The following is a 26,952-nucleotide window of genomic DNA, read 5'->3' as shown; positions in this document are numbered from 1 at the left end:
TTTATTTAAGGAGGAAAAGCCCTTGGCAGATTATATAAATGAAATAGAAAAGAGAAGAACCTTTGCTATTATATCCCACCCAGATGCAGGTAAAACTACATTAACAGAAAAGTTCCTATTATACGGAGGAGCTATAAGACTTGCAGGTTCAGTTAAGGCTAGAAAAGCTTCAGCTCATGCAGTGTCTGACTGGATGGAAATAGAAAAGCAAAGAGGTATCTCAGTTACTTCATCAGTAATGCAATTTAATTATAGAGGACATTGTATAAATATATTAGATACACCAGGTCACCAAGACTTCTCAGAAGATACATATAGAACACTTATGGCAGCAGATAGTGCAGTTATGGTGGTAGATGGAGCAAAGGGTATAGAAGATCAAACTAGAAAGCTATTCCATGTTGCATCCCTTAGAGAAATGCCTATATTTACTTTTATAAACAAGTTAGATAGAGAAGCTAAGGATCCATTTGAATTATTAGAAGAAATAGAAAATGAACTTGGAATAAAAACATATCCAATGAACTGGCCAATAGGTTCTGGTAAAGAGTTTAAAGGAGTTTACGAAAGGGACAACAATAGAATTATTGCCTTTTCAGCAGGAAACCATGGTCAAAGTGCAGTAGATTCTATTGAAGGTTCAGTAGATGATCCTAAATTTAGAGAAATTTTAGGAGAAGCTCTTCACGATAAGCTAATGGAAGACATAGAACTTCTAGATATAGCTGGAGATGAGTTAGATTTAGAAAAGGTTAGATCAGGAGAATTAACACCAGTATTCTTTGGATCAGCATTAACTAACTTTGGAGTTGAGCCATTCTTAGAGCACTTCTTAGATATGACTACAGCACCACTTCCAAGACATTCAAGCATTGGAGAGATAGATCCATTTGATAATAACTTCTCTGCCTTTGTATTTAAGATTCAAGCAAATATGAATAAGGCTCATAGAGATAGAATTGCATTTATGAGAATTTGTTCAGGAAAGTTTGAAAAAGGAGCAGATGTTTATCATATGCAAGGGGGAAAGAAAATTAAACTTTCTCAACCACAACAATTTATGGCACAAGATAGAGAAATAGTAGAAGAAGCCTATGCAGGAGATATAATTGGGGTATTCGATCCAGGTATATTCTCAATAGGAGATACTCTATGTTCAGCATCAAAGAAGTTCAAATTCGAAGGAATTCCAACCTTCGCACCAGAACACTTTGCAAGAGTTAGACCAGTAGATTCTATGAAGAGAAAACAATTCGTAAAAGGTGTTACTCAAATAGCACAAGAAGGAGCAATCCAAGTATTTAAAGAATCATTCATAGGTATGGAAGAAATCATAGTTGGAGTTGTTGGTGTACTTCAATTCGAGGTTTTAGAATACAGATTAAAAAATGAATACAACGTTGATATAAAGATGGATAGACTTCCATTTAGATATGTAAGATGGATAGAAAATAAAGATATAGATATGGAAAAACTAAACTTAACTTCAGATACTAAGAAGGTTAAGGACTTCAAAGATAGAAATATCCTTATATTCCAAAATGACTGGGGGATTAGCTGGGCATTAGACCACAATAAGGGCTTAGTACTTTCAGGAGTAGGTAAAAGCGAAGAATAATTTAAAAATAGGGAATATATATTCCCTTTTTTTGGTTTTTGCAGTAAAATGGTATTAGTTTGATTGTAATATTATATATTTAAATAACTAATAATTTGGTATGGAGGATGACTAGAATGAAGTGTGACTTTTCTTTTGAACATTATAGAAATATATTAGAATTAATAAGGGAAAATGGCTATAATAGTACTTTTTATGATGAGAATGTTGAAGGTAAACAAATTATAATAAGACATGATGTGGACTTAGATTTAGATGCAGCTTTAGAAATTTCTAAGATAGAATCAGAATTGGGGATGAAAGCAGTATATTTTATATGGATTGGCTCTCCATTTTATAATATTTTCGAAAATAGATATAAGAATATAATAAAGGAGATAATTGATGGAGGACATGAAATAGGTTTACACTATGATGAAACTTCACATAAATGTAATTCAAAAGAGGAGTTAATAGCATATATAGATAAAGAGAGTAAAATACTAAAAACTTATTTTGATATAGATATAAAGACAGTATCTTTTCATAGGCCTTCAAGTTATATTCTTGATAGTGATTTAAACTGTGGTAAATATATAAATACTTATTCTAATAAATTCTTTAAAGATTTTTTATATTTATCAGATAGTAGAGGGCAGTGGAGAAATGGCTGTATTTGTAGTAAATTAAATAAAGATAGCGCTGAAAAAATTCAGTTTCTAACACATCCTATTTGGTGGAAGAATAGAACTCTTACTAACCAAGAAAGATTAAAAGAATTTTTACAGTATAAACTTAATAAAATGAGTGATGATATATCTAATAATATTACTATTTATGATAAGAAAAATATTGTATTAGAGGAGACTGATTATGAAAATTAAATCTTGTGAAATATTACAGGAGTTAAATTATGAAGATGTATATATAAATTACGAATTTGAGATACAAGGAGTATCAACATTAAGTTACATAAAGAAAAATACAATAGTATTTATTAATAAATATAATGATGAACTAATAGATAAAATAAATACTTTTAATGATTTATTTATTTTATTAAAAGAAGAGTATAAAGATAAAATTAACTATAATAATAATGTATATGTATTTGTTAAGAATCCTAGATATGAGTATGCAAAGCTTATTGATTATATAATTTCTAAAGAAGAGAATGATTATAAATTAAGAGAATCAAATGGATCATATATAGCATATAATTCACAGATTGATCCTTCTGTAAAAATAGAACCAGGAGTTTTTATAGGACCAAATGTTACTATAGGAAAAGGAACAAAGATTTTATCTGGTGCCAAAATAAAGGGAAATGTTAAAATAGGTGAGAATTGTATCATTAGAGAAAACTGTGTTATAGGTGGATATGGATTTGGTTTTGATAAGGACTATGAGGGAAAAAATTTTAGAATACCTCATTTAGGTGGGGTAATAATTGGAAATAATGTTGAGGTTGGTGCAATTACTACAGTATGTTCTGGTACTATTAATCCAACAATTTTAGAAGATTATGTCAAGGTAGATGATCATGTCCATGTAGCACATAATGTTGTAATAGGAGAAAATTCAATTATAACAGCTTGTGCAGAAATAAGTGGTAGTTGTATAATAGGAAAAAATGTATGGCTAGCACCTAATACTTCAATTATAAATGGAATAAAAATTGGTGATAATGTAACTATTGGAATGGGGGCAGTTGTAACTAAGTCTGTTTCTGATAATGAGGTTATGGTTGGAGCTCCAGCTGAGCCTTTAGAAGAAGCAAAGAAATTTAAAAAGATTAAAGAAAAAATGATAAGATAATAAACATAAAAGGAGGTGATTATAAGAAATTTTAGTCATCTCTTTATTATTGTTAAAAAAACAAAAAATAAGTTATAATTAAATATGATTTTAGTTTTAAAGGCATTAGAATAAGAAAGTGGAGGATTTCAATTGAAAATCTTAAATAAAAAACAAATAGGAGAAGTAATTAGATTTGGAATAGTAGGTGTATTAGCAACACTTATTCAATATTTAGTTTATGTAATTAGCTATAATTTTATTGGAACTAATATAGCTTTTACCTTAGGATACATAATAAGCTTAATATTCAATTTTATATTATCAAATTACTTTACATTTAAAACTAACCCAAATAAAGAAAAGGGAGTAAAATTCTTATTTGCTCATGGATTTAATTATGGGTTACAAATGATATTGTTAAATTTATTTAATTTTATTGGTATTCATAAGGCATTATCACCATTTTTAGTTTATAGTATTAGTATTCCAATAAATTTTTTATTAGTAAGAAAGGCTTTATCTAAATAAAGAAAAATAGGAGGTGTGATATTTTTGAAGAAATATCTTAAAGATATTATAATTGCAATAATAATAGGCATTAGTCTAAGTTATATAATTTATTCAATTCAAGGCGGAATTTTATATGGAGATTTATATAATCAAGGAATAGATTTCTTAGAGTATTACAGAGATAATATAAGTATTTTTGGAATTGGATACAATTACAATTGGAATATAGCTTTAGGAGATAATATGTATGCTTTAGCAATATATTATTTAATGAGTCCATTCAACATAATATTAATATTTTTAAGATCATTGAAGATGGAATTAGCTCTTCCAATTTTTATAACAATTAAGTTCATATTTTTAATTTATTTTGCATCTCTTTATTTTAAAAAGGTTACATCAAATAAATTTAAATGGTATGGAGCAATTTTTTATGCTGCTAGTTACTACATTTTAAACTACGGAGCTATACAAATAATGTGGTTAGATACTTTTATTTTTTTACCACTAGTTCTATTAGGAATAGAAAAAATTATAAATAAAGAAGATAGTAAGCTATATATAATTAGTTTATTTTTATTTATTTCAACTGATTATTATCTAGCGGCTCTATTAGTACCACATATAGCTATTTATTCACTAATTAGATATATTGTATTAAGAAATGACTGTAAGGAAATATTTTTATTTATTTGGACAATGATAAAAAAATCAATAATAGGAGTATTATTATCAAGTTTTGTTTTATTACCAGCAGCAATAATTATGTTATCTTCAGCTAAAGAAACAGGAGTAACTAATAATTTTGGCATTAATCTATATAATATATTTTCAATTCTAACTCAAAATTATATTGGGGCAACAGATCAAAGTAGTAATACATACGTTACGTTAATAGGAATTCCAGTATTAATTTCATTTTTAATTTTTAGTAAAAATAAAAAATATAAATTATACTTTATTCATATTGGAATAATAATGCTGGCTCTTTTTATAGAAAGGTTCAATTACATATTAAATTTCACTTACAAACCAGTTGGAGGAGATTTTAGATATAATTTATTTTTAAATATATATGGAGCAATATATATATTCTTATTTATAAAAGAAAAAGGCAAAAACAATAATATAGTAGTTTCTTTTAATATAATTTCTATATTAAGTTTATTATTTATATTCTTTAATAAGGATTTAAGCGTTGGATTAAAGATAATAAACCTAATATTCGTAGTAATTTATTTAAGTGCTTTATTATTAATAAAAAGAAAATTTAAGTTTTTATCTATTTTATTAAGTTTATTTTTATTATTAGAAGTAGCTCAGCAGTATTCAATTGTGGTGAAAAGTAATAAAAAGATTTCAAATGAAACAAGAGAACAATACTCAAATGTCTTAAAATATATAGAGGATAAATATGGCGAAGACAATAGGATTGAAATAAGAGGAACAGAAATGTCTAGAAATATTTATCTTGCAAATGAAGCAGAGGGGGTTTCTGCATATCATTCCCTTGTTAATGGAAATTACAAGAATATTAGTAAGGCTTTTAGTAATACCATAAAAAACGACGTAAGAGTAGAATTCAAGGGAAGAAATATAATTTCTCAATATATTGGAACAAGCTACTATGTTTCATCCTATAATTATTGTCCATATTATAACTCAAAATTAATAGATAAAGCTTATAATTTCTATATATTTGAAGTTAAAAATAAGCCATTTAAATTCTTTGATAGTGATTCAATTATTAAAGGAAAATTTCCAGCATCTATGATAGAAAAAGATATACTTTTATATAGTAATTTATTAATAGAAGAGGATGGAGAAGAAATTCAATTAGATGAAAGTTTAAGCAACAATTATGCTATTTATCCAATTGAACAATCAGATACTTTTATACAGGAAAATGGAGAATATTATGTAATAAGTAAAAAACAATATAAAATTGATTATATTCCATTCATAGTAAATGGAAGTAATATAGGAGAAGATTCAAGCTTCACTAATATTAATATTGATAATTTAGATTACAATGAACTTTATATTGGAAAATTAAATTATGGGGATGTTTTAACTATAGATGAAAAATATATAGGGGCAGTAGAGTTATTTTGTATTAAAGAAAATTATATAGAAGAGTCTATAAAAAATATGAACTACGTAGATGTAGATAATCTTATAAAAGATAAAAAAGGTTTAAAATCTACTTTCAATACTAAAAGTGAGGGATATATAGTTCTTCCTGTAATAGAAGATAAGTATTGGAATATAAAGGTTGATGGAGAAGAAGTTAAACCAACCATAGTAAATGGAGGACTTATAGCTATATATGTTGAAGCGGGAGAACATAATTTAGAAATGAATTATAATTTTTATTATAAAGGAATAGGAGTTTTAATTTCTCTCTCGACATTAATCTTAATAATTTTATACAAAATATATTTAAAGAAATACTTAAATATAAAAAAAGAGGTGGAAAATTGAAGAAGGTTAGTATAATAGTTCCTTGTTACAATGAAGGGAAAATGATTGAATTATTTTATACTGAAGCAACTAAGATAACAAATAAAATAGAAAATTATGAATTTGAATATATTCTTGTTAATGATGGAAGTAAAGATAATACACTTCAAACTATTAGAGAACTCTCAAGAAAAAATAATGATATCAAGTATTATTCATTTTCAAGAAATTTTGGAAAGGAAGCGGCAATACTTGCTGGGCTTAGAAATTCAGAAGGAGATTATGCGGTATTAATGGATGCAGATCTTCAACATCCACCAAGACTTATAGTAGATATGTTAGAAAAAATTGAAGAAGGGTATGATTCAGTAGCAACGAAAAGAGTTGATAGACATGGAGAATCTAAATTTAGAAGTTTATTTTCAAAACTATTCTTTAAATTTTTAAATAAGATTTCAGATATACCAATAATTGAAGGTGCAACTGATTTTAGAATGATGTCAAGACAAATGATAAATTCAGTTTTAGAATTAAGTGAATACCATAGATTTAGTAAAGGAATATTCGAGTGGGTAGGTTATGATACATATTGGTTAGAATATATAAGTGAAGATAGAGTTCTTGGAGAAACTAAATGGTCTTATTTAGGTTTATTTAAATATGCAATAGAAGGAATAGTATCATTTTCAACTACTCCTTTAAGAATATCATCAATTATAGGTGGAGTGATATCAGTATTAAGCTTTCTATATTTTGTATTAACATTTTTACAGACTATAATATATGGAAAAGACCTTCCGGGATATGCATCTACAATTTGTTTAATAACATTTCTTGGAGGAATTCAGTTAGTTGCCATAGGAATAATAGGAGAGTATTTAGCTAGGACATATATTCAGGTAAAAGGAAGACCAAATTATATAATTAAAGAAACAAATAAACAAAATGAAGACTAATAAAAATAATAGTATAATAATTGAAAATTAATGAAAAAACTCCCTTTGGGGAGTTTTTATTTTTCTATAATTTGGAACAAATTACATCCATAATTATGCATTATCCATTATGCATTACCCATTGAGAACAAAGTGCTCAATAGCCCTTGCCACTCCATCATTATTATTAGTATCAGTTATATAATCAGCAGCATTCTTTAGTAAGTCTAATCCATTACCCATGGCAACTCCAACTCCTGCAAAATTAATCATAGATAAGTCGTTTTCTGAATCACCTATACACATAACTTCTTCTGGTGATAAATTTAAGCTTTTAGCTAAATGGGCTACAGCATTTCCTTTTGAGGAAGAGCCAATCATAACTTCAAAGTTATCATTTCCAGAGCTAACTATATGAAGCTTATCTCCAAAGATACTCTTCAATTCTTTTTTTGCAGCCCAAAGATGATCTTTGTTTTCTTTTTCTTCTATTACTATTCCCTTTAATATGTTCCCTTCAAAGGCTTCAAGAGCATTAACAAAGTTATCACTATTTATTATAAATTTTACTTGTTTTTCTTCTGGTAAAACCTTATTCATAACATAATAAGCATGAGTTTCAGGAACTGGATATTCTCTAATTAAAGTATCCCAACTATTAAAATTTACAGAAAGACCATATTTTTTTACTATATTATAAATCTTAATAGCTACATCCTTAGGCATAGGATTTTCTAAAAGAGCTTTATCTTCATAATTAGTCTTTATATAAGCTCCATTTGAAGCTATAACAGCAGTATCTACACCTATAATATCAGAATAATATCTTGCAGAACAAAATAATCTACCAGTAGCTATTGCAATATTTACACCAAGTTCTTTTGCTTTTTTTAGAGCCTCTTTATTTCTTTCACTTACTTCATGTTTACTATTTAATAATGTTCCGTCCATATCTATACATATTAACTTTATATTCTTTTTCAAACATATCCCTCCCAAAGAAAAATTATCACTATAACTAGTATAATCTTAAAAGTTGAAAAATACAAAGTATAACTGAAAGTAAAACTCAATTAATAGTATGGAATATGTCAAAAATTGCGATAGAAAATAATGGTATAAAGAACATGTGTTTGGTATAATAAAAATATATTAAAGGTATTTAATATAAATATTATAAATGGGAGGGTAGGTAGGGAATGTCCCTACTAAAGAATTTATGGAAGAATTAATAAAAAAAGCAAAACAAGGTGATAAGAACGCCTTGGAAGAAATACTAAATAAATTTCAACCTTTAATCAATAAAACAGTTATAAGTTTTTATATTTATGGTTACGACTTTGAGGACATTAGGCAATTAGCAACTTTAGGAGTAATAAATGCAGTTAATAAATTCGATATAACCTTAATTGACTCATTTCCAAGCTATGTAAAGGAAGCTGTAAGAAATTCTATTTATAAAGAAATAGAAAAAGCCACTAAACATTACTATAAAGATAAAGAATCAAAAGAAATTGCAAACTTTATAGATATTAAAGATATTATAGATAAGGAGGTAGATATACAAGAAGATTATATTAAAAAAGATAATAAGAAAAGATTAGAAAAGGCAATAAGCTTACTAAAAGAAGAAGATAGAAGCATGCTTAAGGCAATATATATAGAAAATAAAACCTTAAGATCTTACTCCGAAGATAAAAATATAGAATACCATAAAGCAAGATATATGAAAGACAAGGTTATTAAAACACTAAAAGAAACTTTACTTAACAACTAAATTGTAGTACTAAACTTTAAATTACAAATTAATCTATCAAAAAAACAGTAGTTTATTTTGTGTAAAACAAACTACTGTTTCTAAATTTTAAAACTCCGAAAGGAGTTTTTTCTTTAATAATGCATTATCAATTATGCATTATCAATTAGAAAAGCTTCCTAAGCTTTTCCAAGGCTCTTTTCTTTAAACAGGAGCAATAATAATAATCTTTATTTATAGATCTTGCATACTTACTTAAGTTAGCCATATCATTATCAATATATAAAAACTTAATAATTTCTTTTTCTTCATTATCAAGTTTATTTAAGGCAAATAAAATCGCATCATAAAAAGCAGAAGTAATGGCTGTATCTTCAACATCTATGTTTTCATCAATTAAGCTATCTACAATTTCTACATCAGTAGTATCTTTACAATATACATTTAGGCTTATCTCATCATTATACTTAGCTTCTGATCTTATAATATTTATAAAACCGTTTTTTATACTCCAAAGTACATAAGAACTAAAGCTATCAATTCCTCTAGATAGATCAAAAAGTCTTATAGCATTAAGAATGCTAATAGCTCCAATTTGAACTATATCTTCAAAGGTTCTATTTTTTAAAAATATCCTTTTACTTTCTTTAACGATTAATGGATAATACATATTTATAATTTCTTCTTTTGCAGAGTTATCATTATCTTTAGCTCTTCTAATTAAATTTTCCATGAACCCACCTCCTAAATTTCTTTTCATAAAGTAAATACCGTCAAAAAGTAGAAATTGAGAAAAAAAATAAAAAATTATTAAATAAATTCATAGACAAAAAAACGTAAAAAATTTAAAAGTTTTAAATCTGAATTTAATTTCAATATAAATGAAATTAAAGATGTAATTCTAATGATAGATAAATATTAAATAATAGCTAATATATTCAATAATGTTAATTGTTTGGTAAAGTTAATTCAATAGAGTGAGGTTTTTGGTGAAAAATGTAAAATGAAATTTCTTGTTTATTGTAAAAATAATCCTATAATAGTCATTGGTATAATTATTTAAATGGGGGATGAGGGAATTGTTTATGAATTTAATTTTGAGAGATTTGGTAATGAAAAATGAATTTAACATAATAAGTTTATTGAAAAAAATTGAAGAAGCAACTAATTTAGGAATTACTAGATTGGTTATTGCACCAGCTTATTTTGACGAAGAATCTAAAAGTTCTATTAGTGAAGTTAAAAATATAGTTGATGATTTAAATAAATATTTATACGAAAATAAAATAGACTTAAAGTTATACTCTGCTAGTTTATTAAGAGATAACTTTGATAACATTAAGGATTTTTTAGATGGGAAATTAGGAACTATTAATGAAAGTAATTATATTTTATTAAAGGTTGAAGAAAGTAATTCATTAAATGAATTATTAGAAATTATATATGAGCTTACTTTAAGGGAGTATGTGCCTATAATAGTAGCACCTGAAAAAATACCACAAATAAGAGATAATTATAAAAATATAAACAAGCTATTAGATGAAAAGTGTTTATTTCAATTAGATATAAATAGTTTTAATGGCGCAGATGGGAAAAAAGTTTTAAAAACAGCTAAGATCTTGAAGAAAAAGGATATATATAGTTTTATTGGTTATGAAGAGGTAACAAAGAAAGAAAATATAATTAAAGATATAGAAAATATAAGTAAGAAGTCTTTATATATTTTAAATAGAAGTGATGAGTTAAATAAAAGTACAAAATCTAAAAAAGAAAAAGTAAAACAATTTAGTTAAAAATTTGTAAGAAACTTATGTACTTTGAGAACAATAGTGAATTAAATTCAAAAAATACAAAAAAAATAAACATTTTTACGGAGATTTATAAAAATAATTATAAATTACAGATAAAAAAGTGGAAAACATCGGAATATGTAGAAAATTTTTAAAATAAAATGATATATATTGTGATATAATTTAAAAGGCAAAAGGAAAGTGTTAAATAAATATGTAATTATTGGTAAAATCAATAAAAATATGTCATAGTAATTATTAAAATACTATTTTTAATATATATTGTTTACATTTGAAATTAATGACGAAATTTATGTAGGAGGAAAAATATTGGAAGAACAAGTAATAAGATTAGAGGAGCTATTTGAAGCATTAAAGAAAAGATGGCTAATGATAGTATCAATTACATTAATAGCAACTATAATTTCAGCAGCATTTAGTTTTTTTATTATTAAGCCTAAGTATGAAGCAAGTACTAAGGTTTTTATAGGAAAAGATGAAAGTGAAAATCAGAGCTATAGTCAAAGCGATGTGCTTATGTATCAACAGCTTATGAAAACTTATTCTGAAACTATTAAATCTAGAGACTTAATTTCTAGAGCTTTAAAAGGTACTAGCCTTAAATTAGATGCAGAAGATGTACTTAATAATTTAACTGTAGCTACAGTTACAGATACACAAATATTACAAATTAAATATACAAGTACTAGTCCAAAAGAAGCAAAGGCTGTTATTGAAAAAGTATCTGATGAATTTATAGAAACTTCAAAAAAGTTAGTACCAAATGGAAATATTCAAATTATAGAGGCTGTAGAATTACCAGAGAATCCTATTAGTCCAAATAAGAAAATGAATATTGCAATTGCATTTTTATTAGGATTAATGGTAGGCATTGGATTAGCTTTCTTATTAGAATTCTTAGATAATACTTTTAAAAATAAGGATCAATTAGAGAGAGAATTAGATATTCCTGTAATTGGATCAATACCTACAATAAAGGAATCATAGGAGGAAATTATGTTTATAGTTGAAAAAGAACCTAAATCAATAGCTGCAGAAAGCTATAGAACTTTAAGATCCAATATACAATATTCATCCTTTGATAAGGAATATAAGGTAATAGTAGTAACTAGTTCAGAGCAGGGAGAGGGAAAAACAACAACAGCTGGGAACTTAGCCTTATGTATGGCTCAAGGTGATAAGAAAGTTATATTAATAGATTGTGATTTAAGAAAACCAAGTTTACATAAAGAGTTTAGAATATCAAACTTAGTTGGATTATCAGATGTAATAGTAGGAAAGGCTGATTTAACTAAGGCTGCCCATAAGTATAATAAAAATTTAGTAGTATTACCTTCAGGTAAAATACCACCTAATCCATCAGAAATGCTTTCATCAAAAACTATGGGAAAATTATTAGAAACACTTAAAGAAAGCTTTGATTATATAATATTAGATACTCCACCAGTACAAGCTGTTACAGATTCACAAATTCTTTCTACTAAAGCTGATGGCACTATATTAGTAGTTAGATCAGAAAAGACCAAGAAAGATTCAGTTGAAAATGCATTAAATCTTTTAAAGAAGGTTAATGCAAATATAATTGGAACAGTTTTAAATGGAGTAGAAGCAAGTAGAAATAAATACTACTATTACTATGAAGAAAATAGTTTAACAAGCTAAATAACTTCAATTGATAATGTATAAATCCATTATCAATTATAAAAGAGGTGGATTGATGGTTGATTTGCATTCTCATTTAATTTGGAATATTGATGATGGTTCTAAATCAAGAGAAATGACAGTAAATATGTTAAGGCAAGCGGTAGAGGGGGGGACTAGTAAGCTAGTACTTACACCTCACTATTTCACAGGGTACTATGAGGTGCCTATAAATGAAGTAAGAGAAAAGGCAAAAGCAGTAAGTCTTTTAGCTAAGGACAATGGAGTCCATATTGAAATTTATTGTGGTCAAGAGGTTTATTTTAACGAAAAAATGTTAGAATATTTTGAAAATAAACTTATAGGAACTATTAATGAATCTAGATATATGCTAATTGAGTTTAATATGAGAGACTTTTCAATTAAAGAAGTAATTGACGTTTTATATGAGATACAGCTTAAGGGTATTGTGCCTGTTATTGCACATCCAGAAAGATATCATATATTTATAAAAAAACCTTCTTTGATAAATAAATTTATTAAAGAGGGTTTTCTTTTTCAGCTAAATATGGGAAGTATTACAGGAGACTTTGGGAAAGACGTTAAAAAAACAGCAGAAATTTTCTTGAAAAATAAAATTTACAGCTTTTTTGGTTCAGATGCTCATAGGGATGAAAAGAGAAATCCAAACATGAGGGTAGGGATAGAAGCTTTAAAAACTATGGATAATAACTACTTTAATTATTTAAAGGCATCAGGGGAAGAGCTTATAAACAATGAGGAAATTAAATTTATAGGAAATTTAATAAAAGAGAAAAAGGGGCTATTAGGTATGTTTAGTAAGTTTCAATAACTAATTTAAAGGGGGTAATATTATGGAAAGACTTCAAGTAGATGAAAAAGTTGACTTTGAGGTCGTAACTAAAGATGAAGGTATTATATATAAATTTTTAAAAAGGTTACTAGATTTAATTTGCTCGTTATTAGGGCTAATAGTTTTAAGTCCAGTACTACTAATTGTGGCTATTTTAATAAAGCTAGAATCTAAGGGACCAGTAGTATTTTCACAAAAAAGAGTAGGCCTAAATGGAGATGAATTTAAGATGTTTAAATTTAGATCTATGGTGGTAAATGCAGAAAAATTAAAAGTAAAGTTAGCAAAACAAAATGAAATGTCTGGTCCAATGTTTAAAATGAAGGATGATCCTAGGGTTACTAAAGTAGGTAGGTTTATAAGAAAAACCAGTATAGATGAACTTCCACAATTAATAAATGTATTAAAGGGAGATATGAGTTTAGTAGGTCCAAGACCAAGTCTTCCAAAGGAAGTAGAAAAATTTGAGCCTTGGATGCTAGATAGGCTAAGGGTAAAGCCGGGACTTACATGTTACTGGCAGGTTTCAGGAAGAAATAATATAGATTTTGAAGATTGGATGAAGCTAGATTTACAGTATGTAGAAGATAGAAGCTTCTTATTAGATTTAAAACTTATATTTAAAACATTCTTTGTATTATTGGGTGATAAAAATGCATGTTAGATAGGGGGAATGAGAATGTTATGTGCTTTAATTATGGCTGGAGGTAAAGGGACACGTTTTTGGCCATTATCAACTGAAGAAAAACCTAAGCAATTTTTAAATTTAATAGGCAGTGAAACTATGATACAAATGACAGTTAATAGAATAAAACCAATTATTCCATTAGAAAGAATATTTATATGCACTGGAGAAATGTATGTGGACTTAGTTAAAAAGCAGCTTCCAGAACTACCAAATAGAAATATTATTGTTGAACCAGAAGGAAGAAATACAACTCCATGTATTGCCTTATCTGCTCTTGTAATTAATAGGTATTATAAAGATTTAACAATGGTAGTATTACCATCAGATCATTTAATTAATGATGAAGAAGAGTTTAGGAGAATAATTTTAGAGTCTGATAATTTTATAGAAAATAATAATAATGCAATTATAACTTTAGGAATGGAGCCAACTAGAGCAGAAACAGGTTATGGGTATATTAAGTGCAGTGAAGAAAGAAATAAATCGATTAAAAGCGAAGTTGTTAAAGTAGAAAAGTTTGTTGAAAAGCCAAATAAAGAATTAGCTAAGGAATATGTTTTAAGTGGCAATTACTTATGGAATGGTGGAATGTTTATTTGGACAGTAGATAATATTTTAACTGAAATAAGTAAATATTCGCCTAGTACTTTTGAATCTCTTCATAATATTCAAGATGTAGAGGAAGAAAAATTACAATCTTTAATAAATAGAGAATATATAAATACTGAAGCCATTTCAATAGATTATTCAGTTTTAGAAAAGTCTAAAGAAATATATGTAATTCCAAGTAATTTTGGTTGGGATGATATTGGAAGCTGGGAAGCAATTGAAAGATATACTGAAAAAGATGAGCTTGGAAATGTAGTTATAGGACATGTTACAAGTCTTAAGGGAAATAACAATTTATTAGTTTCTTCAAATCACAGAGTGATAGTGGAAGGACTAAGTGATATATATGTAATTGAAAATGATGGGAAAATAATAATTGGACAAAAGTCTAATGTAATTAATGTTAAAGAATTAAAAAATATAATTTAAAAGGGTATAAAATGGAGGATTTAATAATGAAAAAAGTTGCTTTAATTACGGGAATAACAGGTCAAGATGGATCATATTTAGCGGAGTTATTATTAGAAAAGGGATATGAGGTACATGGAATAATTAGAAGACATTCAAGTATTAGTACTTCAAGAATAGATCACTTATTTGAAAATACTGAAATAGGAAATAAGAATTTATTTCTACACTATGGAGATTTAACAGATTCATCTAATTTAAATAGATTAATAGAAAAAATAAAACCTACAGAAATATATAATTTAGCAGCACAATCTCATGTTGCTGTATCTTTTGAAGTACCAGAATATACTGCAGAAGCAACAGGAGTTGGTACATTAAGACTTTTAGATGCAATAAGAGAAACAGGGATTAAATGTAAATTCTATCAAGCTTCTACATCAGAATTATTTGGTGGACTTCCTGATACTGCACCACAAAGTGAAAAAACTCCATTTTATCCTAAGAGTCCATATGGGGTTGCAAAACTTTATTCCTATTGGATAACAGTAAACTATAGAGAAAGTTATGATTTATTTGCATGTAATGGAATTTTATTTAATCATGAATCACCAAGAAGAGGGGAAACCTTCGTTACTAGAAAAATAACTAGAGCAGTTGCGTCAATAATGGCAGGAAAGCAAGAAAAATTATCTCTAGGAAATATGGATGCAAAGAGAGATTGGGGATTCGCAGGAGATTATGTATATGGAATGTGGCTAATCCTTCAACAAGATAAACCTCAAGACTATGTACTTGCAACTAATGAAACTCATACTGTAAGAAAATTTGTTGAACTTGCTTTTGAAGAAGTTGGAATAGAAATAGAATGGAAGGATACTGGAGTAGATGAAAAAGGATATGATAAAGCTACTGGTAGATTATTAGTAGATGTAAATCCTAGATACTTTAGACCAGCAGAAGTTGAACTTCTATGGGGAGATTCAAGAAAAGCTGAAAAAGAATTAGGTTGGGAAAGAAAAGTAAGCTTTAAAGGGTTAGTTTCAATGATGGTAGATGAAGATATGAAGGAAATAGCAGGAGCTGGATCTAAAGAATTTATATCTCAAGAAGAAGTAGCAGCTACAAAATAATAAGAAGGTGAAAGTATGGAAAATAACGGTAAAATTTATGTTGCTGGACATAGAGGTCTTGTAGGTTCGGCTATAGTTAGAGAATTACAAAAAAAAGGATATACAAATATTATAGGAAAAACTCATAATGAATTAGATCTTATGGATTCAATGGCAGTTGAGAACTTCTTTAAAGAAGAAAAGCCAGAGTATGTGTTTTTAGCGGCTGCAAAGGTTGGAGGGATATATGCAAATTCAACTTATCCTGCAGATTTTATATACCAAAACTTACAAATACAAAATAATGTTATAGGAAATGCACATAAGTACGGAGTTAAGAAGCTTATGTTTTTAGGAAGCTCTTGTATCTATCCTAAAATGTGCCCACAGCCAATAAAGGAAGAGTATTTACTTTCAGGATATTTAGAAGAAACTAATGAAGCCTATGCCTTAGCAAAAATATCAGGGCTTAAAATGTGTGAGTTTTTTAATAAGCAATATGGAACAAACTATATAAGTGTAATGCCAACAAATCTTTATGGACCATATGATAATTTTCATCCAGAAAATTCTCATGTAATGCCAGCACTTATAAGAAGATTCCATGAAGCAAAAGTAAATAATGCTAAAGAAGTTGTAGTATGGGGAAGTGGTACACCACTAAGAGAATTCTTATACTCAGAAGATATGGCAGATGCATGTATTTACTTAATGGAAAACTATGAAGGAAATGACTTCTTTAATATAGGAACAGGAAAAGAAATAACTATAAAAGGCTTAGCAGAACTAATAAAAGAAGTTGTAGGCTATGAAGGAGAAATAGTTTGGGATAGCACAAAACCAGATGGAACTCCAAGAAAACTTCTAGATGTAAGCAGATTAGAAAAAGTAGGTTGGAAATATAAGATGGAATTAAAGGATGGAATAAAAGAAGCATATAAATGGTTTATGGAAAATGTAGAAATATAAAGTAAGGGGAATAAAATGGAGAAAAAAAAGCGCCTGTTAGTTTATGCGCATTACTATTATCCAGATGTAGCTTCAACTGGGCAAATATTAAAAGAGTTATGTGAAGGAATAAAGAAAGACTTTGATATAACTGTAATTTGTGTAGTGCCAAGTTATACTGGAAAAATAGAGAACAAGTATAAAGAGAAAAAGTACTATTATGAAGAGATTAATGGAATAAAAGTAATAAGGGTTAGAGTACCAGAGTTTAGTAAATCTAATAAAAAAAGTAGAATATTAAACTTATTAGCTTACTTCTTTAGAGCAATATTGGCTACATTTAAAAGTGGTAAGCAAGATTATGTTTTTTCAATTTCTCAACCTCCAATTTTAGGAGGGTTATTAGGAGTAATAGGAAAATACATAAAACACGCAAAGTTTATATACAATATCCAAGATTTTAATCCAGAGCAAACAATGGCAGTCGGATATTCTAAAAATAAATTACTACTTAATTTGGTAATGTGGTTAGATAAATTATCTTGTAGATTATCAAGTAAAGTAATTGTTGTTGGAAGAGACATGCAAGAAACATTAAAAACTAGATTTAAAAATAAGAAGGTTCCAACTAATACATTTATTAATAATTGGATAGACGAAAAAGAAATATATCCATTACCGAAAGATAATAAAAAAGTATTAGAATTTAAGATGAAATACGGATTAGGAAATAAAACTGTAATAATGTATTCAGGTAATATTGGGCTTTATTATGATTTAGAAAATATTATTAAGGTAATAGGAAGATTTAAAGAAAGAGAAGATGTTGTATTTGCTTTTATTGGAGAAGGAACTGTAAAACAAAAACTTGTAAATTATGTAAAAGAAAATAACTTAACAAATGTTAAGTTTATTCCATATCAGCTTAAAGAAGATTTGATTTACTCCTTAAATGCAGGAGATATCCATTGGGTAGTTAATGCAAAGGGGATAAAGGGAGTTTCTGTACCAAGTAAGCTTTATGGAGTTATGGCTGCAGGAAAAACTGTACTTGGTGTTTTAGAAGAAGGCTCAGAAGCAAGACTAATAATTGAAGAATGTGGATGTGGAATTTGTATCGAACCAAGCCAATATGAGAATATTTATGAAAAATTAAATCAATTAGTTAATAATATTGATAGTTATAAGAAACTTGGAATTAACGGGAATAAATATATTGATAAGTTTATAAGGAAGAATGTTGCTATTGAGAAATATAGTAGAGAAATTCTTTGTGAAGATAAACTTATAATAGAAACAAATAATGATGAAAGAGTAAGTATTTAGGTGAGAGCAATGTTAAAAAGTAATTACTTTAAAATATTTATGAAATTTAATAAGGTTAAATTTGGTAAGAATTTAAACTTATTTGGTGTTCCAGTAATATTTAAGAAAAAAGGATCAGAACTTAATATAGGTGAAAACTGTACTATTAAAAGTAATTTTCTTTCTAATTTGGTAGGTTTAAATCATAGAACTATAATTGTTACTAGAACAGAAGAAGCAAAAATTAATATAGGGAATAATGTAGGGATTTCTGGAGCAACTATCTATGCAAGAAAAGGAATAACAATTGGGGATAATACTTTAATTGGAGGAAACGTGAAAATATTAGACAATGATTTTCACCCTTTAGAAGTGGAAGCTAGAAACAGAGATGATAAGGAAATGATAAAAAGTAAAGAAGTAAAAATAGGAAAAAATTGTTTTATTGGATGCAATTCATTAATTCTTAAGGGAAGTAAAATTGGTGATGGTTCTGTAGTTGGAGCAGGTAGTGTTGTCGCAGGAATATTTTCTAGTAATTGTGTAATTGTAGGTAATCCGGCTAAAATTATTAAGAAATTATAGGTGATTTAATTATGAAAAAGAAAATTGCTATTATAGGACAATTTCCACCTCCAATACATGGTTTATCTAAGGCTTTAGATACGTTATATAATTCATATTTAAATGAAGAGTTTGATTTCACTAAAATAGATATTACTAATAATAAAAATTTTTTTAATAATTTAATTAAAATTTTATTTAGTAAACTAGATTTATATTATTTAACTATATCTCAAAGTAAATTTGGAAATATAAGAGATTTAATAATGATTAAGTTAATACAATTAAAGAAAAGAAAAATAATAATTCATTTACATGGTGGGGGATTTAGAAATATTTTAGATAATGAATTTAGTAACTATCAAAGAAAGCGTAATTATAAAATATTATCTAAGGTTGATGCTGCTATTGTTTTAGGGGATTCTTTAAGATATATTTTTGAAGGAATAATACCTAAAGACAAGATTTATGTTGTTAAAAATTGTGTTGATGATGAAGTTATTATTAGTGATGAAGAATTTGATGGAAAAATATCAGCTTTAGAAAGCAAAAAGGAATTGAAAATACTTTATTTAAGCAATTTTATAGAGGATAAAGGTTACAAGGAAGTACTTAAATTAGCTACATTAGTTAAAGAAAAAAAAGATAATAGATTTAAATTTGTTTTTGCTGGAAAATTTTTTTATGAAGATGATAAGAAAGAGTTTTTTAAATATATAAAGGCAAATAATTTAGAAGAGATAATAGAGTATAGAGGTATAATTTACGGAGAAAAAAAAACAAATACATTAAAAGAATGTGATTACGCTATATTATTAACTAGATATAAAAATGAAGGACAACCTATTTCTATAATAGAAGCAATGGCGAATGGATTAGGAATAATAGCGACCAATCATGCAGGAATTAAAGACATATTAATTAGTGAGAAAAATATACTTATTGACAAGAATGATATAAATATAGAAAAAATATATTTACAGTTAATAAATAATTATACAAATAAAAAAAGCTTATGTGAACAGATAATTATAAATAGAATTAACACAGTAACTAACTTTTCTGAAGTTAATTATTTAAGAGATCTATATAACATATATAATATATTGTAGTATAAAAATTATAAAATTTAGCATATCAAATTGAAAAGTGTAAATGCAAAAATATATATTATTAACAATTTTAATAAATTTGGTAAGTAAATTTATTAAAATTTTTTAGATAATAGAATAAAACAAAGTTGCTTAGATTTAATATCTTAGGGAGGAATGTAATGATTAATATAGGAATAGTAGATACCATTTCATTAAAAAAGAATAAAAAGATATTTGGTCATTGGTTGAATACTGCACTTCAATATAAGAATATACTCAGTAAAGATGATTCTATAAATATTTTTGTATTAGGTGGACCTGTTTACAAAAATTACATTTATAATAATTACGTAAGATTACCATTTGATTTGGAGAAGAAAATGTTTGACAGAACGGGGATTAAAATACTATTTAATAAATTGAAAGCTGTTATTAATACTATAGCTGCAATTAAGAGTAATACGGATATTTTAATATTTCAAGATGCTAATCAAACTATACTATATACATTACTGAGATTTTTTAAAGTTAACAAAAAAATATATTTAATAAAATATTCTATAGATGAAAGAAAACAAGCTGTAAAAAGTTTCAATAAAATAAAGAATAAAATTTCAGGTGTCATAACATCATTAGATGAAGTGGGGAGGTATTATAAAGTACCATACTTGATCGTTCCTGATTATTTTCCGAGTGAGGAAATTAGTATGAATGAAAAAATATATGATTTAATAATTGTTGGGACTGTTACAGAACAAAAGGATTATGAAAATGTGATTAAAGCAGTGAATAAAACCAAATTAAATTTAAAGATTGTTGGTTATTTTAATGATGAACAACGTTTTAATAACTTAAAAAATATTGCTAATCATAATATAGTAATAGAAAATAAATATATATCAGATGATGAATATAAAAATATAATTAAATCTGGGAAATATGTTATTTTACCATATAAGAAAGAAAGTTATAATTATAAAAGTAGCGGTGTTGTTCTAGATGCTATATATAATGGTGTACCAGTTATTGTACCTGGATTAAATAGTTTTGAATTTGTAAAAAATAATAAGGTTGGATTAACATATAATAATTCATTTGATGAAATCATAGAAGATATTAGTGATATAAATTATGATGAGTTAATAAATAATGTAAAAAAATATTGCAAAATTATGGAGTTAAAAAAAGAAGAGTTGAGGAATTTTATTTATGGATAGTAGACATAAAATAAAAAATTCATCTATTTTAGAAATAATAATCTTATTTATCTTATTAGGGATTTATTTTATAGCAAAATTCCCACAAAATTATGATAAAAATATAACTCATGGCTATATGTGGCTATTAATTTCCTATTATTTAATAGGTAGTAGTTTCATATGTTTTATGTATATATTTAAGTTTGATCTATTTGATTTAATTGTTATATTTTTTGTTTTTGATTTTTTATGTTTAGTAATTGCACCTATCAGTTTTATAATTTTAGATAAAACCGATGCACATGGAGTATATATAATGGATGGTTGTGTACGAGGCACAATAATACATATAATTTCATATTTTGGAATAATGTTAGGGTGGATTACTACACGAATTAAGTGTTCAGATAAAAAGAATAAATTACAAAATAATATTAATATGAATACAAGATATGTAGTAGTCGCATTTATTCTATGGATAATATTTTTTAGTATTTCTTTAATATATCATTTTAAATCAGGAAAATCAATGCTATATGTTTTAACCTTGGGTATTGCAGGTAATGGAATAGATGATAGTGTTTTTTCAAATTCATCATTAAAATTTTTAATTAATGTTAGCTATTCATTAATACCACTCTGGCTATTAATAATGTATTTTTCAAAAAATACATTATTAAAAGTTATAACTGGATTTCTTTCATTCTGTATATATATGATTGGTGGACATAGATTTATTATAGTAGTTATGGCTATAGCTTTAATTTTATCATTTTATTTGAAAGAGGATAAAAGACCGTCTAAAAAATTAATTATTATTGCGTTAATTGGTTTTATAATTTTTTCAGTGATATTGGGGTACGTTCGTGGAGGCATTAGAAGCGGAAATGGGTTTAATTTATCTGGAATTTCCTTTGAATCGTTCTTGGAAGTTTTAGAAAGTAATTTTGACATTTATAAGACTTATTATGGTGTCGTGGCAGATATACCTAAAAACTATTTACATACATATGGGACAGCTATATTTTTAGATCCATTTATATACGTAATTCCACGAGCAATTTGGCATTCAAAGCCAGCTGTAGAGAATATGACATTGCTGGAAACTATGATAAATTGTGTTGGAAGTAATGTTATTATTGGAAATGGAATGTCTACAGTATGGTTAACTGAAATATATATTGATTTTGGATATATTGGTGCATTTACTATTCCATTTATTATTGGACAATTAATGAAAAAAATAAAAGAGGTTTGTTGTTATAGAAGGAAAAGTATTTTTTCGATATTTATATATTCAATTATATATGGAACAATAATGCAAATTGTTACTAGAGGATATACAGCAATGAATGTTTGGATGTTATTCTTCTTAATATATCCAATTCCACTTGTTTTATTATTAAGTAAAAAATTAAAAAAATAGAAAGGGAGTAAGTAAGTGAGAAAAAAAGTAATTATAGTACATCCAGAAAGGCAACACTCATATCACACAGCTATTGCAATAGAACGTATGGGGTACTTGGATAAGTACATAACAACAGTTTATAATCAAAAAGGATCTCTAACATATTTTTTTCAAAAAGTTTTTAAGGGGAAAAATCAAAAAAAAGCTTCTATGAGGAGAAATGATAATATTCCAGATGAAAAAATATTACGCATATATGAACCACTTGCATTCATCTCCCTTATGCTAGTTAGATTTCCATCACTGAAAAAGATTTATAATAAATGGAGAAGAGTTTTAAATATTTTATTCGTAAAAAAGGTCATAAAATATTTAAAATATAATGATGTAGATGCTATAATCGCATATGATTTTACTGGCGCTGATATTTTGTTTAAGTCTATTAAAGAAATAAAACCATCTATAAAATGCATTCTAGATGTTTCTATAGCCAATCGCGCTTTTATGAAGTTAAATTATGAAAAAGACATGGAGAAAACAGGATTGGCTAATTTAAAAAAAGAGCAAGAATTATTATGGAATAGAAATATTATATCCCAGGTAAAAAGGGAAGTAGAATATGCAGATTATTATTTTGCTCCGTCTCAGATAGTGAAAGAAAGTCTTTTATTTTGTAATGCACAAGAAGAAAAAATATATATAGTACCATATGGAGTTGATATTAATAAGTTTAAATATAATAAAAGAGATAAGAAAACACTTCCTTTAGAATTAATATATGTTGGAGAAATAAGCTATAGAAAGGGGTTACATCACTTATTAGATGTAGTATCAAAATATAATGTAGATGAAGTAAATATTAGTTTAGCAGGTGCAATTAATGTGAATTCAGAAATATATAATAAATATTCAAAATATAAAAATATAAAATTTTTAGGCTTTGTTACACAAGATGTTTTAACAGAATTATATAATAATAAAGATGTTTTTGTATTTGCTACATTAGGTGAAGGATATGGATTAGTTGTTTTAGAAGCTTTAAGTTGTGGATTACCTGTAATATGTTCATCATTAGCAGGAGGAAATGATGCTATTATACAAGGATATAATGGATTTGTGTTTGATGGAGGAAATGATGAGCAGTTAAAAGAATATATAGATTGGTTTTTAAATAATTTGGAGCAGCTACCTATTTTATCTTGCAATGCTAGAAAATCAGTTAAAAACTTTACATGGGATCATTATTATCAACAATATAAAGATTATTTATCTGATATACTAGATTAGTTTTAAATTCATAAATAGTATGTAATTAATATTAAAAATAAATATTATAATAAATTATTATATTAATTATTTATAATATGAAAAAACTGATTTTTCATTTAAATTATTATTAATAGAATAATAATGAGTTAAAGATGAATTATGTGGAAGTAATTTAATTAATTGGTAATGAAATGAAAAATATAAAAATTTATTTTAAGAGCTAACATATAAGTATATTATCTTAGAAGAAGATAAATAATATTGGGAGAAATAAATGGAAAAATTATATTCAATTATTAGAAAAAATAGAGTAATAATAAATAATATTATAGGGGCTTTTATTGTTAGGGGAGGCTCATTAATAGTATCACTACTTACAATGCCTGCCTATATAAATTATTTTCAGAACCAGATTGTTTTAGGATTGTGGTTTACAATTTTATCAGTTCTAAATTGGGTTCTTATGTTTGATTTAGGTTTAGGAAATGGTTTAAGAAATAAATTGCCTATTGCGATAGCTGAAAATGATAATAAGAAAATTCAAGAATATATATCATCAACATATATTTCAACAACTGTATTAGTAGTAGTTCTAAGTATAATTTCGTATTTTATATTTCCATATATTCCGTGGAATATTATATTTAACATTGATAATAGTATAATTTCTCATGAGACATTAGTATTAAGTGTTAAGATTGTATTTATAGGAATAATGATTCAGTTCTTATTAAAGTTAATAACTTCAATTTTATATGCAATTCAGAAGTCAGCAGTAGTAAATTTTTTAAGCTTAATATCTTCAATAATTATTCTTATTTCTGTTTTAAGTTTCAAAAAAACTAATTTAGAAAGTAGCTTAATAAATATGTCATGGATAAATGTTATAGCTGTAAACTTACCTCTTTTAATAGTTACAATAGTTGTTTTTAACACAACTTTAAAAAAGAGTAAACCTAGTTTAAAAAAATACAGAAATAGATATGCTTTAGAAATATTAAAAATTGGAGGAGTATTATTGTGGTTGCAAATAGTTTTTATGATAATATCTTCCACTAATGAATTTTTAATATCATTTCTTACCAATCCTAGTTCAGTAGTAGAATATCAAGCATATAATAAGCTTTTTAATGCTGTAAGCTCATTATTTACATTAGCTTTAGTACCTATATGGTCAGCTGTTACTAAGGCTAAAGCAGATAGAAATTTTAATTGGATAAAAAAGTTATCATATATTTTATTTATTATGGGTGGAATAGGATTTTTGATAGAACTTGCAATGGTACCTTTTCTTCAAACATTAATTGATGTGTGGTTAGGAAAAGCGACTATAAAAATTGAAGTATCATATGCAATTATATTTGTATTATCAAATAGTTTATTTATATTCCATAATATAAGTACAAGTATAGGGAATGGAATGTCATATTTTAAAATTCAAACTATATGGATGACATTTGCTGCCATTGTTAATATTCCATTAGCATTTTTATTTGTTAATATAACAGGAGGATGGATTGGAGTAGTTTTAGCTAATATAATTTCACTTCTGCCATTTGAAATTATACAGCCTATTTATATTAAAAAGCATATAGATACACTTATTATAGAAGAATGCAAAAATAACATTAAAAATTAGTTTTAAAGCTTTTGAGTAAGTAGGTTAGTTAATATCTATAAGCATATCTTGCTAAAGATGAAAATATATTTTATTGTATTATAAAGTTATAAGTTAATGAAATTTGTATATAATGAATATAGCAGATGATGAAATCGTTGAATATGATTTTTTTAGAAGAAAAGAATTAAGAGATGACTTTATGGAATATTAAAAAAGATATTAAAATACTGTTAATAATAGAAGTAAAGATATCCTAGTAAAGCATGAATAATTGTTTTACTAGGATATTTTTATATATAAAACTAAATTATCTTTTCAGAAAAATAATATTTTTAATGCTAGATAATAGGTGAGATTTTATGCTATCACAAATACATATAGATTTAGAAAGTTTAAAAAATCAATCAAAGTGGTATTAATACGATTGTTGCCATGAGAATAGCACAATAAAGGCTATTCTCCTAGCTCCTTCCAGCCTATAGAGATTACCCCAACTTCTAGACCTAAAACTCCTATAATTCTTTCGATTAGCATATCACTTTTTTCCATACTAAATAATTCAGCTTTAATTTTTATTTTACTACCATCATCGATTTCAGAGCTTTCAAGATTTCTTAATAGAATTTTTTCTAAATTAACCATGTGCATAAGTGAAGATCTAACTGTAAATTCTACATCTTCTAAACACTTAATAGTTATTAGGTAAATGTACTCATCTTTATCAACTTCTTTGTTTTTATTTTTAAATAACTTTTTAGAAATTGGGCGTAAAATAGCGTTAGCAAATACAATTATTAGAGCTGCAGTTAATGCAAAAATAATATTGCCAGTACTACAAAGGACTCCAACAGAGGCAGTACACCAAATAGTAGCTGCTGTATTTAGACCTCTTACGTTAAAGCCTTCTCTTAAAATAACTCCCCCACCTAGAAAACCAACTCCAGTTACAACTTGACCTGCAATACGAGCACTATCTGTACTTGATATAATACTTGCGTACATAACAAATAAACAAGCACCAAGACATACTAAAACATTGGTTCTAATTCCAGCTAGTGTTTGTCTATATTGTCTTTCAAGTCCAATAATGAATCCTATAAATACAGCGGATATTAATCTTATAAAAAAATCTACAAATGTCATATAATAGCTCCTATAAATATTATAATTTATTTTTATTTTATCAATATAATAAATTATAATACATTCTAAGAAATTTTTCTTATATTATAAATATTAGAGAGTAAAATATTATGGCGACTTTAAGCGTGCGAGGTCGCAAATAATTTTCATAATTCCGAACTTGAGAGGAATTATATCAATTAGTTTGAAAAAATATT

At 26.4% G+C, this 26,952-nt stretch carries 25 protein-coding genes; 22 read left to right on the top strand and 3 right to left on the bottom strand.

Annotated features, from left to right (window positions below; translation table 11 throughout):
* Positions 1–22 precede the first annotated feature (22 nt).
* The 6 genes from ACQPUY_RS15275 to ACQPUY_RS15250 all read left to right on the top strand — a co-directional run bounded on the left by ACQPUY_RS15275 (position 23) and on the right by ACQPUY_RS15250 (position 7,326).
* Complete coding sequence (locus tag ACQPUY_RS15275; RefSeq protein ID WP_430842489.1) at positions 23–1,618, top strand: peptide chain release factor 3; 1,596 nt, start codon at positions 23–25, stop codon at positions 1,616–1,618.
* A 116-nt stretch (positions 1,619–1,734) separates the two neighbouring features.
* A complete protein-coding gene (locus tag ACQPUY_RS15270) occupies positions 1,735–2,481 on the top strand; it encodes a hypothetical protein (RefSeq protein WP_430842487.1) in 747 nt (248 codons plus the stop codon).
* Complete coding sequence (locus tag ACQPUY_RS15265) at positions 2,471–3,415, top strand: DapH/DapD/GlmU-related protein (protein WP_430842485.1); 945 nt, start codon at positions 2,471–2,473, stop codon at positions 3,413–3,415. Before ACQPUY_RS15270 ends, ACQPUY_RS15265 begins: the two co-directional genes overlap by 11 nt.
* 132 nt (positions 3,416–3,547) lie before the next feature.
* A complete protein-coding gene (locus ACQPUY_RS15260; protein ID WP_430842483.1) occupies positions 3,548–3,925 on the top strand; it encodes a GtrA family protein in 378 nt (125 codons plus the stop codon).
* A 24-nt stretch (positions 3,926–3,949) separates the two neighbouring features.
* The gene (locus ACQPUY_RS15255; protein WP_430842481.1) at positions 3,950–6,391 is read left to right on the top strand and encodes a YfhO family protein; all 2,442 of its coding nucleotides are present in this window, start codon (positions 3,950–3,952) and stop codon (positions 6,389–6,391) included.
* Positions 6,388–7,326: a glycosyltransferase family 2 protein gene (locus ACQPUY_RS15250; RefSeq protein ID WP_430842479.1), complete on the top strand. Its 939-nt coding sequence runs from the start codon at positions 6,388–6,390 to the stop codon at positions 7,324–7,326. Before ACQPUY_RS15255 ends, ACQPUY_RS15250 begins: the two co-directional genes overlap by 4 nt.
* Positions 7,327–7,440: 114 nt before the next feature.
* Here ACQPUY_RS15250 and ACQPUY_RS15245 read toward each other — a convergent pair whose 3' ends face one another.
* Positions 7,441–8,289, bottom strand: coding sequence for a Cof-type HAD-IIB family hydrolase (locus ACQPUY_RS15245; protein WP_430842477.1), 849 nt, complete (start codon positions 8,287–8,289; stop codon positions 7,441–7,443).
* Positions 8,290–8,524: 235 nt separating this feature from the next.
* On the opposite strand from ACQPUY_RS15245, the gene ACQPUY_RS15240 reads away from it, so the two are divergent.
* The gene (locus tag ACQPUY_RS15240) at positions 8,525–9,082 is read left to right on the top strand and encodes a sigma-70 family RNA polymerase sigma factor (protein WP_430842475.1); all 558 of its coding nucleotides are present in this window, start codon (positions 8,525–8,527) and stop codon (positions 9,080–9,082) included.
* Between the two features lie 145 nt (positions 9,083–9,227).
* On the opposite strand, the gene ACQPUY_RS15235 is transcribed toward ACQPUY_RS15240, so the two are convergent.
* Positions 9,228–9,794 (bottom strand): sigma-70 family RNA polymerase sigma factor, encoded by a 567-nt coding sequence (locus ACQPUY_RS15235; protein ID WP_430842472.1) that lies wholly within the window; start codon positions 9,792–9,794, stop codon positions 9,228–9,230.
* A gap of 352 nt (positions 9,795–10,146) precedes the next feature.
* Here ACQPUY_RS15235 and ACQPUY_RS15230 point away from each other — a divergent pair, with 352 nt between their 5' ends.
* The 15 genes from ACQPUY_RS15230 to ACQPUY_RS15160 all read left to right on the top strand — a co-directional run bounded on the left by ACQPUY_RS15230 (position 10,147) and on the right by ACQPUY_RS15160 (position 25,630).
* Positions 10,147–10,854, top strand: coding sequence for a CpsB/CapC family capsule biosynthesis tyrosine phosphatase (locus tag ACQPUY_RS15230; protein ID WP_430842470.1), 708 nt, complete (start codon positions 10,147–10,149; stop codon positions 10,852–10,854).
* Between the two features lie 327 nt (positions 10,855–11,181).
* Positions 11,182–11,859: a YveK family protein gene (locus ACQPUY_RS15225; protein WP_430842468.1), complete on the top strand. Its 678-nt coding sequence runs from the start codon at positions 11,182–11,184 to the stop codon at positions 11,857–11,859.
* 9 nt (positions 11,860–11,868) lie between these two features.
* Positions 11,869–12,534 carry a CpsD/CapB family tyrosine-protein kinase gene (locus ACQPUY_RS15220; RefSeq protein ID WP_430842466.1) on the top strand — a complete coding sequence of 222 codons (666 nt, stop codon included), beginning with the start codon at positions 11,869–11,871 and terminating at the stop codon, positions 12,532–12,534.
* 55 nt (positions 12,535–12,589) lie between these two features.
* On the top strand, positions 12,590–13,366 hold the full coding sequence (locus ACQPUY_RS15215; RefSeq protein ID WP_430842464.1) for a tyrosine-protein phosphatase: 777 nt from the start codon (positions 12,590–12,592) through the stop codon (positions 13,364–13,366).
* Between the two features lie 22 nt (positions 13,367–13,388).
* Entirely contained in the window at positions 13,389–14,051 is a 663-nt protein-coding gene (locus ACQPUY_RS15210; RefSeq protein WP_430842462.1) for a sugar transferase, read from the top strand.
* Positions 14,052–14,066: 15 nt separating this feature from the next.
* The gene (locus ACQPUY_RS15205; protein ID WP_430842460.1) at positions 14,067–15,113 is read left to right on the top strand and encodes a mannose-1-phosphate guanylyltransferase; all 1,047 of its coding nucleotides are present in this window, start codon (positions 14,067–14,069) and stop codon (positions 15,111–15,113) included.
* A gap of 26 nt (positions 15,114–15,139) precedes the next feature.
* A complete protein-coding gene (gmd, locus tag ACQPUY_RS15200; protein WP_430842458.1) occupies positions 15,140–16,225 on the top strand; it encodes a GDP-mannose 4,6-dehydratase in 1,086 nt (361 codons plus the stop codon).
* Between the two features lie 15 nt (positions 16,226–16,240).
* A complete protein-coding gene (fcl, locus tag ACQPUY_RS15195; RefSeq protein WP_430842457.1) occupies positions 16,241–17,173 on the top strand; it encodes a GDP-L-fucose synthase in 933 nt (310 codons plus the stop codon).
* A 15-nt stretch (positions 17,174–17,188) separates the two neighbouring features.
* Positions 17,189–18,478, top strand: a complete 1,290-nt coding sequence (locus ACQPUY_RS15190; RefSeq protein ID WP_430842455.1) for a glycosyltransferase family 4 protein — start codon at positions 17,189–17,191, stop codon at positions 18,476–18,478.
* A 9-nt stretch (positions 18,479–18,487) separates the two neighbouring features.
* A complete protein-coding gene (locus ACQPUY_RS15185) occupies positions 18,488–19,042 on the top strand; it encodes an acyltransferase (protein ID WP_430842453.1) in 555 nt (184 codons plus the stop codon).
* Positions 19,043–19,053: 11 nt separating this feature from the next.
* Entirely contained in the window at positions 19,054–20,133 is a 1,080-nt protein-coding gene (locus ACQPUY_RS15180; RefSeq protein WP_430842451.1) for a glycosyltransferase family 4 protein, read from the top strand.
* A 161-nt stretch (positions 20,134–20,294) separates the two neighbouring features.
* Complete coding sequence (locus ACQPUY_RS15175) at positions 20,295–21,332, top strand: glycosyltransferase (protein WP_430842449.1); 1,038 nt, start codon at positions 20,295–20,297, stop codon at positions 21,330–21,332.
* Positions 21,325–22,740, top strand: coding sequence for an O-antigen polymerase (locus tag ACQPUY_RS15170; RefSeq protein WP_430842447.1), 1,416 nt, complete (start codon positions 21,325–21,327; stop codon positions 22,738–22,740). The genes ACQPUY_RS15175 and ACQPUY_RS15170 overlap by 8 nt, the downstream gene beginning before the upstream one ends.
* A gap of 15 nt (positions 22,741–22,755) precedes the next feature.
* Positions 22,756–24,009 (top strand): glycosyltransferase family 4 protein, encoded by a 1,254-nt coding sequence (locus ACQPUY_RS15165; RefSeq protein WP_430842445.1) that lies wholly within the window; start codon positions 22,756–22,758, stop codon positions 24,007–24,009.
* Between the two features lie 256 nt (positions 24,010–24,265).
* A complete protein-coding gene (locus tag ACQPUY_RS15160) occupies positions 24,266–25,630 on the top strand; it encodes a lipopolysaccharide biosynthesis protein (protein WP_430842443.1) in 1,365 nt (454 codons plus the stop codon).
* A 435-nt stretch (positions 25,631–26,065) separates the two neighbouring features.
* Here ACQPUY_RS15160 and ACQPUY_RS15155 read toward each other — a convergent pair whose 3' ends face one another.
* Positions 26,066–26,755 (bottom strand): MgtC/SapB family protein, encoded by a 690-nt coding sequence (locus ACQPUY_RS15155; RefSeq protein ID WP_430842441.1) that lies wholly within the window; start codon positions 26,753–26,755, stop codon positions 26,066–26,068.
* Between the last annotated feature and the right edge of the window lie 197 nt (positions 26,756–26,952).

The sequence above is a fragment of the Clostridium nigeriense genome (genome assembly GCF_050585245.1).
Taxonomy (GTDB): Bacteria; Bacillota; Clostridia; order Clostridiales; family Clostridiaceae; genus Clostridium; species Clostridium nigeriense_A.
This window is presented reverse-complemented; position numbering and strand designations above follow the sequence as displayed.

Excerpts from the sequence above, each read along its gene's own strand:
- ACQPUY_RS15270 (WP_430842487.1), top strand. The coding sequence starts at position 1,735 with ATGAAGTGTGACTTTTCTTTTGAACATTATAGAAATATATTAGAATTA.
- ACQPUY_RS15235 (WP_430842472.1), bottom strand. The coding sequence starts at position 9,794 with ATGGAAAATTTAATTAGAAGAGCTAAAGATAATGATAACTCTGCAAAA.
- ACQPUY_RS15205 (WP_430842460.1), top strand. The coding sequence starts at position 14,067 with ATGTTATGTGCTTTAATTATGGCTGGAGGTAAAGGGACACGTTTTTGG.
- ACQPUY_RS15180 (WP_430842451.1), top strand. The coding sequence starts at position 19,054 with ATGAAAAAGAAAATTGCTATTATAGGACAATTTCCACCTCCAATACAT.
- ACQPUY_RS15175 (WP_430842449.1), top strand. The coding sequence starts at position 20,295 with ATGATTAATATAGGAATAGTAGATACCATTTCATTAAAAAAGAATAAA.
- ACQPUY_RS15220 (WP_430842466.1), top strand. The coding sequence starts at position 11,869 with ATGTTTATAGTTGAAAAAGAACCTAAATCAATAGCTGCAGAAAGCTAT.
- ACQPUY_RS15170 (WP_430842447.1), top strand. The coding sequence starts at position 21,325 with ATGGATAGTAGACATAAAATAAAAAATTCATCTATTTTAGAAATAATA.
- gmd (WP_430842458.1), top strand. The coding sequence starts at position 15,140 with ATGAAAAAAGTTGCTTTAATTACGGGAATAACAGGTCAAGATGGATCA.
- ACQPUY_RS15190 (WP_430842455.1), top strand. The coding sequence starts at position 17,189 with ATGGAGAAAAAAAAGCGCCTGTTAGTTTATGCGCATTACTATTATCCA.
- ACQPUY_RS15215 (WP_430842464.1), top strand. The coding sequence starts at position 12,590 with ATGGTTGATTTGCATTCTCATTTAATTTGGAATATTGATGATGGTTCT.
- ACQPUY_RS15230 (WP_430842470.1), top strand. The coding sequence starts at position 10,147 with ATGAATTTAATTTTGAGAGATTTGGTAATGAAAAATGAATTTAACATA.
- ACQPUY_RS15160 (WP_430842443.1), top strand. The coding sequence starts at position 24,266 with ATGGAAAAATTATATTCAATTATTAGAAAAAATAGAGTAATAATAAAT.
- ACQPUY_RS15155 (WP_430842441.1), bottom strand. The coding sequence starts at position 26,755 with ATGACATTTGTAGATTTTTTTATAAGATTAATATCCGCTGTATTTATA.
- ACQPUY_RS15265 (WP_430842485.1), top strand. The coding sequence starts at position 2,471 with ATGAAAATTAAATCTTGTGAAATATTACAGGAGTTAAATTATGAAGAT.
- ACQPUY_RS15210 (WP_430842462.1), top strand. The coding sequence starts at position 13,389 with ATGGAAAGACTTCAAGTAGATGAAAAAGTTGACTTTGAGGTCGTAACT.
- ACQPUY_RS15240 (WP_430842475.1), top strand. The coding sequence starts at position 8,525 with ATGGAAGAATTAATAAAAAAAGCAAAACAAGGTGATAAGAACGCCTTG.
- ACQPUY_RS15185 (WP_430842453.1), top strand. The coding sequence starts at position 18,488 with ATGTTAAAAAGTAATTACTTTAAAATATTTATGAAATTTAATAAGGTT.
- fcl (WP_430842457.1), top strand. The coding sequence starts at position 16,241 with ATGGAAAATAACGGTAAAATTTATGTTGCTGGACATAGAGGTCTTGTA.